Raw genomic sequence first — 11,895 nt, forward strand, 5'->3', positions numbered from 1 at the left:
GCTCCACGTTTATTCGAAAAGTGCATCCAACGCCTGCTCCAGGCGCGTGACCGCAATAACCTGCAAGCCCGGCGGCGATTCTTTCGGCGCATTGCCCTTGGGCACAATTGCGCGCTTGAAACCGTGCTTGGCCGCTTCTTTCAAGCGTTCCTGGCCACTCGGCACCGGGCGCACCTCGCCCGACAGGCCGACTTCACCGAACACCAACAAGTCATGGGGCAGCGGCCGATTGCGCAGGCTGGACATCACCGCCGCCATCAAGGCCAGGTCGGAGGCGGTTTCCAGCACCTTGACCCCGCCAACCACGTTGAGGAATACGTCCTGGTCATGGGTGGGAATGCCGCCGTGACGGTGTAGCACAGCGAGCAACATCGCCAGGCGGTTCTGATCCAGACCCAGCGTGACCCGGCGCGGGTTGGCCAGGTGGCTGTCATCCACCAGCGCCTGCACTTCCACCAGCATTGGCCGAGTGCCTTCCCACGTCGCCATCACCACACTTCCCGGAACTTCTTCCTGGGCACGTGTGAGAAAAATGGCCGACGGGTTAGAGACTTCTTTCAAACCTCGGTCGGTCATGGCGAACACGCCCAACTCATTGACTGCGCCAAAGCGGTTCTTCACCGCCCGCAGCAATCGTAAGCGGCCATCGGATTCGCCTTCGAAATACAGCACCGTGTCGACCATATGCTCAAGCACCCGTGGCCCGGCCAGCGCGCCTTCTTTGGTCACATGGCCGACCAGGAAGATCGCCGTGCCGCTTTGCTTGGCATACCGCACCAGCAGCGCCGCGCTTTCACGCACCTGGGATACGCCGCCCGGTGCCGACTGCAACTGCTCGGTGAAAATCGTCTGGATCGAGTCGATGACCATGACCTTGGGTTTTTCGATGCGGGCCGTGGCGATGATGCTTTCGATGCAGGTTTCGGTCATTACCCGCAGTTGATCCTGGGGCAGGCCCAGGCGACGGGCGCGCATGGCCACTTGCTGCTGGGATTCTTCGCCGGTGACGTACAGCGCCGGCATGCGACTGGCGATGCTGCACAGGGTTTGCAACAGGATGGTTGATTTACCGATGCCGGGGTCGCCACCGATCAGCACCACCGAACCGTCCACCAGGCCACCGCCGAGCACACGGTCCAGCTCACCGGAAGCCGTGGAGAAACGCGGGATCTCTTCAACACTGACTTCGGCCAAGGTCTTGATCTGCGCCTGCTGCCCGGTCCAGCCCGCTCGGCCGGTGGGGGCTGCGGCGCCGCCGCTTTCGATCATGGTTTCAGTCAGGGTGTTCCACGCGCCACACTCGGAGCATTGGCCGGCCCACTTGGGAAAGGTCGCGCCGCACTCCGTGCAGCCGTACATGCGCTTGGCCTTTGCCATTTGAGAACCTCCAACCGAAAAACCGCGATGATAGCTCAGCGCGGCGCCGGGGTCCGGATTTCACCACTGGCTAATCGTGAAGCACTGTTGCCGATCGGGTCCTCGGCGTTGAGGTCGGCGCCCTTGGCTTTTAATTCATCCATCAGCTCGATGCGCTTGAACAGCCCGGCGTACATGGCGGCGGTCTGCCCGGCGCCGTTGCGCTGGTCGGGGTTGCAGTCGGTGGCCAGCAGCCGTTGGGCAATTTTCAACTCACCTTTGAAGATTGCCCCCATCAACGCCGTGTTGCCGCGTTTGTCCTGCACGCAGGCGTCGGCGCCGGCGTTGAGCAGGCGCTCCACGAAAGACCCCTGGCCGTGGTAGGCGGCAAGGATCAGCGCGGTGTACCCCTTGTCGTCCTGGGTATTGAGGCTGTAGCCGGATTCGATGAAGGTGTTGAGCATATCGACATCGCCACGGCGGGCGGCGTCGAAGTAGTAGTCCTGCAACTGCGCCTTGAGCGCGACCGGGTCGGGAGCCTCGGCATGGGCGACGAAGGCGAGCATTGCCATCAGTAAACCGAGAGAGATTCGCATGGGTTTTCTCCTAACAGGGGGTCGACACCCTGAGCTGGGCGTCGACCGGAACCAACGTCAGTCAGTCAGTTTTTCTGCCAGCGCTTTAACGCGAGCCAGGTCACCTTTGGCGACCTTGGTCACACCCGTGCCGTACTCCGGGTCAGCTTTATAGAGGAACGACAGGATGATGTGCTTGCTCTCATCATCAGTCGTCGCCAGCGAGCCGCCGAAGTTTTCGATCAGGTCCTGACGCTCTTTCTTGCTGTAGGTGCGGTACAAGTCACCGGCCTGTTTGAAGTTCTGCTCACGCTGGATCTTCGCCTGCTGGGTGCTACCCGACAGCGCCGACTGGCTGTAGCGCGCGGTTTGCGGCTCTTCGCGTGGTAACAGCCGGCTTGGCTGGTAGTTCACGCCGGTGGTGGTTTTGCCGAAATTCATCGCGCCGTCCTGGTTACCGTTGTTGACGGTGACGCGGGGTGCGTTGATCGGCAGTTGCAGGGCATTCGGCCCCAGGCGGTACATCTGGGTGTCGGCGTAGGAGAACACCCGGCCTTGCAGCAAGCGGTCTTCCGACGGTTCGATGCCCGGCACCAGGTTGGCCGGGGCCATGGCCACTTGCTCGGTTTCCTGGAAGACATTCGCCGGGTTGCGGTTCAACACCATCTGCCCGACTTTACGCTCCGGCACGTTCGGCCAGATCTTGGTGGCGTCCAGCGGGTCGAAATCAAACTTGGCCAAGTCCTCGGGTTTAAGCACTTGCACATACAGGTCCCACTTGGGGAAGTCGCCCTTGTTGATGTGGGTAACCAAGTCATTGGTCATGTGGCTGTAGTCACGCCCTTGCACCTCGGTAACTTGCTGGGGATCGAGGTTCTTGATGCCTTGCAGGCTCTTCCAGTGGAACTTGACGTAGTGCACTTCGCCTTTGGCGTTGATCAACTTGTAGGCATGTACGCCGTTGCCGTCCATTTCCCGATAACTGGCCGGGGTGCCGGAGTCTGAGTACAACTCGGTCAGCGTACGGGTGGACTCGGGAACATGGGAGAAGAAGTCAAAACGACGGGAGTCGTCGTCCAGGTTAGTGCGTGGGTCGGGTTTGAACGCGTGCACCATGTCCGGAAACTTAATGGCGTCACGGATGAAAAACGTCGGGAAGTTGTTTCCTACCAGGTCCCAGTTGCCTTCGGCGGTGTAGAACTTGGTGGCGAAGCCGCGCGGGTCACGCAGGGTTTCTGGAGAGTGGTTGCCGTGGACCACGGCCGAGAAGCGCACGAATACCGGCGTCGCTTCACCTGCGGCGAAGACCTTGGCTTTGGTCAGGTCGCTGAGGTTGTCGGTGACGGTGAAGGTACCGTGGGCGCCGGTGCCACGCGCGTGCACCACACGTTCCGGGATGCGCTCACGGTCGAAGCGTTGCAGTTTTTGAATAAGCTGCACGTCCTGCAGCAGCACCGGGCCATTGGCCCCGGCCGTTTGGGAGTTCTGGTTGTCACCCACGGCAGCGCCGTTATCGCGGGTCAGGTTGGCGGCTTGTACAGAGAGGGAAAGCAGGCTGGCGGTCACCAGTGCCAACGCGTATCGCGCTGAAACCGGCCCGCGGCTCATTGGAGTATTCATCGAGGTGTCCTCTGGTTTTTTTGTGCACATTCAGTTGTGCTTGCCAGAGGCTAGTGACCTGCGAGTCAGAAGATAAATAGAAAAACACCACCGGTACGATTAAGAAAAAAGTGTGGTAACCCACTGAAACAGCGAGTATTTCGCGCGCGATTGGTGGCACTTTGCAAACTATTTGCGATTTAATGTGTCGATAAAAATTGACAGTGTTAACGGTTGTGTCGCGCAAGCCGCCTACGACTGAATTACACTGACCTCCACCCTTCTCATCTGTAACAAGGAATAACCTATGGGCGTGATCAGTGAGTTCAAGGCCTTCGCGGTCAAAGGTAATGTGGTCGATATGGCCGTCGGTATCATCATCGGCGCCGCCTTCGGCAAGATTGTTTCCTCGTTTGTAGGCGACGTGGTCATGCCGCCCATCGGTCTGCTGATCGGTGGCGTGGACTTCGCTGACCTGGCCGTGCAACTCAAGGCGGCGCAAGGCAGTGCTCCGGCCGTGGTACTGGCTTACGGCAAATTCATCCAAAGCATTATCGACTTCGTGATCATCGCGTTTGCGATCTTCATGGGCGTAAAAGCGATCAACCGCCTCAAGCGTGAAGAGGCCGTGGCGCCGACCCTGCCGGCAACGCCGAGCAAAGAGGAAGAGTTGCTGACGGAGATCCGTGATCTGCTCAAGGCTCAGAACAACAAGCCGCTTTAAATCGGCAGCCCCAGAAAGGCGCCTATTGCAGGCGCCTTTTTTTTACCAATAATTTTCCACCGCCACTTGCCCTGGGCGCCGGCTCAGGCTCAGTTGCATGTCGCGTTGTTTGAGCAGTTGCCGTGTGTCATCGACCATCTGCGGGTTGCCGCAAATCAGCACGCGGGAGAATTCGGGGGTCAGCGCGACGCCAGCAGCGCGCTCCAGTTCGCCATTCTCGATCAGCGTGGTAATGCGCCCGTTCAGCGCCCCGGGATGCTGTTCACGCGTAACGATGGGGATGTAGACGAGTTTATGGGCGTATTCGGCCAGGTACTCTCGCTCACCCAACGCTGCAATCAGGTGCTGATACGCAAGCTCTTTGGCCTCGCGCGCGCTGTACACCAGAACGATACGCTCGAATTTCTCCCAGGCCTCGAAGTCCTGCAGGATCGACAGAAACGGCGCCACCCCGGTACCGGTGCCCAACAACCACAGGTCGCGCCCGTCCACAAAGCGGTTCAGGGTCAGGAAGCCTGTGGCCTGGCGCTCCACCATCAAGGTGTCACCCACCTGTAGCCGGCTCAACTCACTGGTGAACTCGCCCTCCGGAACAACAATAGAGAAGAAGTCCAGGTGCTCGTCAAACGGCGACGACACGATGGAGTAAGCACGCCATACGGTACTCCCATCCGCCTTGCTCACCCCCAGGCGCACAAACTGGCCGGCAGTAAACCGAAAGCCCGGATCGCGTGTGATGCGCAGGGTAAACAGGCTAGGGGTCAGCGATTGCACGTCGAGCAACGTCTGGCGGGTAAATTTCTCAGCACTGGCCGTCATGGGGGTCTCCGTTCAACAGGACCCCTAGTGTCCCCCAAAGTCGCACAGGGAAACACCGTTGGTTTGTACTGGCATTACCGTTGACCCGGATGCTTACAGACAGAGGGGAACGTAAAATTACTACATTCCAAAGATATTTAAGCGCAAGACGGGCATTAAATTACCAACTAATCATTTAGCTATTTCCCAACTTCCAATACGCCATTAGATGACACAGTCAATCTAACTGATATTAATCCAATATCGTCAGCAACCTGTTAAAACCAATGAGATTCTCTTACTAAAAACTAAACTTACACAAAAAACTCACTGCTGTACAAGTTCATGAAGTGTAAAGACGAAGGCCACATGACATTTTTTTCACCTCTCCATGTAGCCTTTATCCTACACTCCTTTCCGTGCCTCATTGGGAGCCAGGAAGTGCCCGGGCAACAACAACATGTATGGAGAGTTACCGATGGTCAACTGGCGTAACACGAGGATCCCAAAACTTGAAGGCGAGGATAAGATCACCACTATTTATGAGATGGTCATGAATCATACCTATCAGCTCGGCTTTGAATATTGCTCATTTACGATGAGTTCCCTACAACCCACCCTTCAAACAAAACAGTTTCACTTAAACAACTATCCAAATGAATGGAACAGCGTTTACAAGCAAGCGAACTTCTTTGATATAGACCCGGTAGTAGCCCACTGCAAACGTAGCGTAATGCCTATCGTGTGGGACGAAAAAACGTTCAGCACCACGCCACACTTATGGTCGTTGGCCCAGTCGTTTGGCGTGCATTTTGGTTGGACCCAGGCAGTACACGACTTCCAGGGCGTGTTCAGCATGCTGACCCTGGGCCGAAGTACCGGCGAAGTCAGTGCGCAAGAGCTTTACGAGAAAGCCGGCCAGGCACTGTGGCTTTGCCACGTATTGCACGCGGCGGTGGCACAAAAACATGCCGATAAACCGAGTATTACGCCGCCTTGCAAATTGACCCCACGGGAAACGGAAATCCTCAAATGGTCAGCCATGGGCAAGACGGCGTCGGACATTGCCACGATCCTGTGTCTGTCAGAACGTACCGTGGGCTTTCATATCAGCAGCTGCCTCAAAAAATTGGGCGTCAATAACAAGATCGCCGCCGTGCTCTGCGCCTCCAAAGCGGGCCTGTTTTAACCGGCGTACAAACACCGCATGTAATCCCACCGAAAAAAAAGTAACATTTACGGCCTATTCTGAGTGTTGAAGCCGCGCCTAGGTGCCGCCTCGCCGTTCACTCAGTTGCCGTTCACACGGATAGTTGCGCCGGTTGCCCGCACCCGCCGCCGCCCATCGTTGACCCAGAGCCTCCCCCGCCATGCCCCTGCTTGACAGCCCCTTCGCCCAGCTCGATCTGATCCGCCAGCCAGAGCAACACAATGACCCGCTGCAGGCTTTCGATGCCGCCGACGAGTACCTGCTCAACTACCTGGCCGAACAGCCGCATGGCGCCGTAACCCGCGTACTGGTGCTCAATGACAGCTTCGGTGCCGTGGCGGCCAGCCTGGAAGGCAAGGTTCAGGTGACGTCCAGCGGCGACTCGTATCTGGCAGCCCAGGGCCTGGAGAAAAACCTGGTGCGCAATGGCAAGGCGTTTGATGCAGTACCGTTCGTGCCCGCCAGCCAAGTGCCGACCGGGCCGTTCGACCGCGTACTGATCCGCGTGCCGAAGACCCTGGCCTTGCTGGAAGAGCAACTGATTCGCCTGCAAGGCCAGTTGGCGCCGGGCGCCGAGGTGATCGCGGGCGCTATGATCAAGCACCTGCCACGGGCTGCAGGCGAGCTGCTTGAGCGCTATATCGGGCCCATGCACGCCTCACTTGCGGTCAAAAAAGCCCGGCTGCTGATTGCCACCGTCGGAGATCGCCCGGTTGCCGCCTCGCCCTACCCCACTCGCTACGCCTTGGACGCACCGGCCATCGAGTTGCGTAACCACGCCAACGTGTTCTGCCGTGAAGGCCTGGACATCGGCACCCGCGCCTTCCTCCCGCACCTGCCGAAAAACCTGGGCAGCGCTCGCGTCGCCGACCTGGGCTGCGGTAACGGCGTGCTGGCGATTGCCAGTGCACTGCAAAACCCCGACGCGCAGTACACGCTCGTGGATGAATCCTACATGGCCGTGCAGTCGGCGCTCGAGAATTGGCAGGCGGCACTCGGGGCGCGAGAAGTCATCGTTCGCGCCGCTGATGGCCTCGCCGGCCAGGACCCGCAGTCCCTGGACGTAGTGCTGTGCAACCCGCCGTTCCACCAGCAACAGGTGGTCGGCGACTTCCTTGCCTGGCGCATGTTCCAGCAGGCGCGGGAGGCCCTGGTGGTCGGTGGCGCGCTTTACATCGTGGGTAACCGCCACTTGGGCTATCACAGCAAGTTGGCGCGTTTATTCCGTGGCGTTGAGCAAGTGGCCGCCACGCCTAAGTTCGTGATTCTCAAAGCGCGCAAATAAAAAACCCCGCCTTTCTTGCAAAAGGCAGGGTTGAAAGCCGGGCCGCAAGGCCCGGAACGGGATGTCAGTGAGTCGTCAGGCCGGCCGCGCTCATGAACATACGCATCAGGCTGGCCACGACGAACAGGGCCAGCACACTGCCGGTCCAGATCATCGCCAGCCACCCCAGGCGCCGCCACAACGGCTGTTTTTCGGCCTGTTCGATCTCGTGCAACGTAGGTTTGCCGGGCATGTTACGACCCTCCTAGTGATAACCGTCTTCGTGGGTGACCTTGCCGCGGAACACGTAGTAGCTCCAGAAGGTGTAACCCAGGATAAACGGGATGATGAACAGCGTGCCCACCAGCATGAAGCCCTGGCTTTGCGGCGGCGCGGCGGCGTCCCAGATCGAGACAGACGGTGGAATGATGTTCGGCCACAGGCTGATCCCCAGGCCGCTGTAGCCGAGGAAGATCAGTACCAGTGTCAGCAGGAACGGCGTGTAGTGCGCATTACGCGCCACTGCGCGGATCAAACCGTACATGGTCACCAGCACCAGGATGGGCACCGGCAGGAACCAGAACAGGTTCGGCAGGGTGAACCAGCGCGAAGCGATTTCCGGGTGCGCCAGCGGCGTCCACAGGCTGACGATACCGATCACCGCCAACACCACAAAGGCCAACGGCCGCGCCAGGTTGTGCATCTGTTCCTGCAACTTGCCTTCGGTCTTCATGATCAGCCAGGTGCAACCGAGCAAGGCATACGCGACCACCAGGGCCACGCCGCAGAACATCGTGAACGGCGTGGCCCAGTCGAGTGAGCCGCCGGCAAACTGGCGATTCACCACCGGGATGCCGTCGATAAATGCCCCCAGCGCCACGCCCTGGAAGAACGTCGCCGCGATGGAGCCGCCGATAAACGCCTTGTCCCACAGGTGACGCTTATCGTCCTTGGCCTTGAAGCGGAACTCGAAGGCCACGCCCCGGAAGATCAGCCCGATCAGCATCAGGATCAGCGGCAGGTACAACGCCGACAACACCACCGAATAGGCCAGCGGGAACGCACCGAACAGCGCCGCCCCCCCCAGGACCAACCAGGTTTCGTTGCCGTCCCAAACCGGGGCGACGGTGTTCATCATCACGTCACGGTCGACTTTGCCCGGGATAAACGGGAAGAGAATGCCGATACCCAGGTCGAAACCGTCCATTACCACGTACATCATGATGCCGAAGATGATGATCACGGCCCAGATCAGCGGAAGATCAATACCCATCTCAATTCCCCTTGTGCTGGATGTGAGTGTGGTCGTCATCGCTGCCATCATCGGCCGCAGACAACGGACGGGCCGGTGTGCGTTTCTGCCCAGGCCCACCATGGGTTGGCTCGGAGCCTTCGTGCGTCTGAGGCCCTTTGCGCACCAGACGCATCATGTAGCCCAACCCGGCGCCGAACAGCGCGAAGTACACCACCACGAACAACACCAGGGTAATGGTCATCTGCGCCAGGCTATGCCCGGAGGATGCATCCGCCGTGCGCATCAACCCGTAGACCACCCAGGGCTGGCGACCGATTTCGGTGGTGAACCAGCCGGCGAGAATCGCGATCAAGCCGGACGGGCCCATCCACAACGCCACGTACAGGAACGGCCTGGAGGTATACATCTTGTCGCCCCGGCGCAGCCACAGGCTGAACAAACCGGTGAAGATCATCAGGAAACCCAAGCCGACCATGACCCGGAACGACCAGAACACGATGGTCGAGTTGGGACGGTCCTCCGGTGGGAAATCCTTGAGCGCCGGCACTTGCTTGTCCAGGGAGTGGGTCAGGATCAGGCTGCCCAGGTACGGGATTTCGACCGCGTATTTGGTCTTCTCGGCTTTCATGTCAGGCCAGCCGAACAGGATCAACGGCGTCGGCTCGTTGCCGATATTTTCCCAGTGACCTTCAATCGCGGCGATTTTCGCCGGCTGATGCTTCAGCGTGTTCAGGCCATGGAAGTCGCCAATCACCGCCTGGATAGGCGCGACGATCAAAGCCATCCACATCGCCATCGACAACATGGTGCGGATCGCCGGGTTGTCCTTGCCGCGCAGCAAGTGCCAGGCCGCCGAGGAACCGACGAAGAACGCCGTGGCCACAAACGCCGCCGTGGCCATGTGCGCCAGGCGATACGGGAATGACGGGTTGAAGACGACGGCGAACCAATCGGTCGGTATCACGCGGCCGTCCACGATTTCGAAGCCCTGGGGTGTCTGCATCCAACTGTTGGACGACAGGATCCAGAAGGTCGAGATCAACGTACCGACGGCCACCATCACCGTGGCAAAGAAGTGCAGTTTGCGCCCGACCTTGTTCCAGCCGAACAGCATCACACCGAGGAAACCGGCCTCGAGGAAGAAGGCTGTCAGCACTTCATAGGTCAGCAACGGCCCGGTAACGGCGCCGGCGAAGTCCGAGAAGCGGCTCCAGTTGGTGCCGAACTGGTAGGCCATGACCAACCCGGAGACCACACCCATGCCGAAGTTGACGGCAAAGATCTTTGACCAGAAATGGTAGAGGTCACGGTAGGTGTCGTTGTGAGTCTTGAGCCACAAGCCCTCGAGCACCGCAAGGTAACTGGCCAGGCCGATGGTGATCGCCGGGAACAGGATGTGGAACGAGATGGTGAACGCGAATTGAATTCGGGCGAGATCTAGCGCCTCCAAACCGAACATAAGTTTTCCTCTGTCAGGTAATACCGGCTGCTGGCTGGGAGCCTGCACCCACTGCCCCCACGGATATGGAGTGTGGCGAATTTCAATTCGTTTCTTTTTTTACCCATCACGCAGGGATTCTGGCCTTTCGGCCGCCAGAACAATCCCGGGGCCGGTTTTGATCTGGATCAAGCATTGCTGAAAGAGTAGTCCCATTTTGGCTGTAGGAAGGCGTGGTCTTTTGCCGCGTGACAGCTTGTCTCAGCCCGGCGCCCAGCAAACCCTTGCAACTATTTGTTACAGCTTGATGCTAACCTCGGTGCTCCCTCCGCTCCGAACCTGTATTCCCGATGCCTAGTGAACCTGCGTTGCTGTTGCGTCACCACCGCCCTTTCATCGCGTTCTGGCTGGCACGGATCTTCACCGCCAGCGGCTTCCAGATGCTCACCGTGGCCATCGGCTGGAACCTCTACCAACTGACCGGTAACGTGCTGGACCTGGGTTTGGTCGGCCTGGTGGAATTCGTACCGCGCGTACTGTTCATGTTGCATACCGGGCACGTGGCCGATCGTTATGAACGGCGCAAGGTCGCCGCCATCTGCCAAACCGTGCAGGCACTGATTGCGTTGTCCCTGGCCATCGGCGGCCTGACCGGCAACGTCACCCGCGAAATGATCTTTATCCTGGCCTTCCTGCTCGGCGCCGCACGCTCGTTTGAAATGCCCACTACCCAGGCGCTGCTGCCGAGCATCGTGCCCAGCGCACTGTTTCCGCGGGCCGTGGCGTCGTCGCAGTCGGCCCAGCAACTGGCAACCATCGTCGCGCCGGCCCTCGGCGGTTTGCTGTACGCATTCGGCAGCGTGTGGGTGTATGGCCCAACGGTGGCGCTGTACCTGATTGCCTGCGTGCTGACCCTCAACCTGCCCGCCCGCCAGACCCCGCTGAACAAAGCCAAGGCCACCCTGGACTCGCTGTTGGCCGGGGTTCGCTTTATCCGCAGCCGCCCGGACATCCTCGGTGCCATCTCCCTCGACTTGTTCGCCGTGCTGCTGGGCGGCGCCACGGCGTTGCTGCCGGTGTTCGCCAAAGACATCCTGCTGACCGGCGCCTGGGGCCTGGGCCTGCTGCGTTCGGCACCGGCGGTGGGCGCGTTGTTGATGTCGCTGTGGCTGGCGCGGTTCTCGGTGGACCGCCAGGTCGGTCGCGTAATGTTTACCGCTGTGGGTGTGTTCGGCGTAGCAACCATCGCGTTCGGGCTGTCGACTTCGTTCTGGTTTTCCCTGGCCGTGCTGGTGGTGCTCGGCGCGGCGGACATGATCAGTATGGTGATCCGCGCCTCCTTTGTGCAGCTGGAAACCCCTGATGAAATGCGCGGGCGCGTCAGTGCGGTCAACGGGCTGTTTATCGGCGCTTCGAATCAGTTGGGCGAGTTCGAGTCCGGTATCACCGCCCATTGGTTCGGCACCGTGCCCGCCGTGGTCATGGGCGGGATCGGTACGCTGCTGGTGACGGGCGTGTGGATCAAGCTGTTCCCGTCCCTGGCCAACCGCGACCGCATGCATGTGCCGGTGGAAGAGGCCAAAGTCTAAGTCCCACCGCCTGATTTGATGCTGGAATGCAGTAAAGGTGGGAGCGGGCTTGCTCGCGAATGCGAAGTGTCAGTCACCTAATGTATT

Annotated in this window: 11 protein-coding genes; 4 read left to right on the forward strand and 7 right to left on the reverse strand. The window is 59.6% G+C overall.

From position 1 onward, the window contains the following. Positions 1-9 precede the first annotated feature (9 nt). The 3 genes from radA to katB are packed head-to-tail and all read right to left on the reverse strand — an operon-like array spanning position 10 to position 3,551. On the reverse strand, positions 10-1,377 hold the full coding sequence (gene radA / locus ACLBW8_RS19390; protein WP_053258110.1) for a DNA repair protein RadA: 1,368 nt from the start codon (positions 1,375-1,377) through the stop codon (positions 10-12). A gap of 35 nt (positions 1,378-1,412) precedes the next feature. Next, entirely contained in the window at positions 1,413-1,952 is a 540-nt protein-coding gene (locus tag ACLBW8_RS19395; RefSeq protein WP_064454220.1) for an ankyrin repeat domain-containing protein, read from the reverse strand. A gap of 57 nt (positions 1,953-2,009) precedes the next feature. Further along, positions 2,010-3,551: a catalase KatB gene (katB, locus tag ACLBW8_RS19400; RefSeq protein ID WP_447806102.1), complete on the reverse strand. Its 1,542-nt coding sequence runs from the start codon at positions 3,549-3,551 to the stop codon at positions 2,010-2,012. A gap of 286 nt (positions 3,552-3,837) precedes the next feature. Here katB and mscL point away from each other — a divergent pair, with 286 nt between their 5' ends. Beyond that, the gene (gene mscL, locus ACLBW8_RS19405; RefSeq protein WP_064454222.1) at positions 3,838-4,254 is read left to right on the forward strand and encodes a large-conductance mechanosensitive channel protein MscL; all 417 of its coding nucleotides are present in this window, start codon (positions 3,838-3,840) and stop codon (positions 4,252-4,254) included. 42 nt (positions 4,255-4,296) lie between these two features. Here the strand turns inward: mscL and ACLBW8_RS19410 are convergent, their stop codons facing one another. Next, positions 4,297-5,073: a ferredoxin--NADP reductase gene (locus tag ACLBW8_RS19410; protein ID WP_447806103.1), complete on the reverse strand. Its 777-nt coding sequence runs from the start codon at positions 5,071-5,073 to the stop codon at positions 4,297-4,299. A gap of 457 nt (positions 5,074-5,530) precedes the next feature. Here ACLBW8_RS19410 and ACLBW8_RS19415 point away from each other — a divergent pair, with 457 nt between their 5' ends. Both ACLBW8_RS19415 and ACLBW8_RS19420 read left to right on the forward strand, forming a co-directional pair. Further along, positions 5,531-6,241: a helix-turn-helix transcriptional regulator gene (locus ACLBW8_RS19415; protein WP_447806104.1), complete on the forward strand. Its 711-nt coding sequence runs from the start codon at positions 5,531-5,533 to the stop codon at positions 6,239-6,241. Between the two features lie 181 nt (positions 6,242-6,422). Next, positions 6,423-7,547: a methyltransferase gene (locus ACLBW8_RS19420; protein ID WP_447806105.1), complete on the forward strand. Its 1,125-nt coding sequence runs from the start codon at positions 6,423-6,425 to the stop codon at positions 7,545-7,547. A gap of 64 nt (positions 7,548-7,611) precedes the next feature. On the opposite strand, the gene ACLBW8_RS19425 is transcribed toward ACLBW8_RS19420, so the two are convergent. The 3 genes from ACLBW8_RS19425 to ACLBW8_RS19435 are packed head-to-tail and all read right to left on the reverse strand — an operon-like array spanning position 7,612 to position 10,240. Continuing rightward, positions 7,612-7,779 (reverse strand): DUF2474 domain-containing protein, encoded by a 168-nt coding sequence (locus ACLBW8_RS19425; RefSeq protein ID WP_064502999.1) that lies wholly within the window; start codon positions 7,777-7,779, stop codon positions 7,612-7,614. A 12-nt stretch (positions 7,780-7,791) separates the two neighbouring features. Further along, positions 7,792-8,799: a cytochrome d ubiquinol oxidase subunit II gene (cydB, locus tag ACLBW8_RS19430; protein WP_053258117.1), complete on the reverse strand. Its 1,008-nt coding sequence runs from the start codon at positions 8,797-8,799 to the stop codon at positions 7,792-7,794. A gap of 1 nt (position 8,800) precedes the next feature. After that, the gene (locus tag ACLBW8_RS19435; RefSeq protein ID WP_447806106.1) at positions 8,801-10,240 is read right to left on the reverse strand and encodes a cytochrome ubiquinol oxidase subunit I; all 1,440 of its coding nucleotides are present in this window, start codon (positions 10,238-10,240) and stop codon (positions 8,801-8,803) included. A gap of 329 nt (positions 10,241-10,569) precedes the next feature. Between ACLBW8_RS19435 and ACLBW8_RS19440 the strand changes: the two genes are divergently transcribed. Further along, positions 10,570-11,808, forward strand: a complete 1,239-nt coding sequence (locus tag ACLBW8_RS19440) for an MFS transporter (RefSeq protein ID WP_262666312.1) — start codon at positions 10,570-10,572, stop codon at positions 11,806-11,808. Positions 11,809-11,895 lie beyond the last annotated feature (87 nt).

It is taken from the genome of Pseudomonas sp. M5A4_2d, assembly GCF_053345295.1.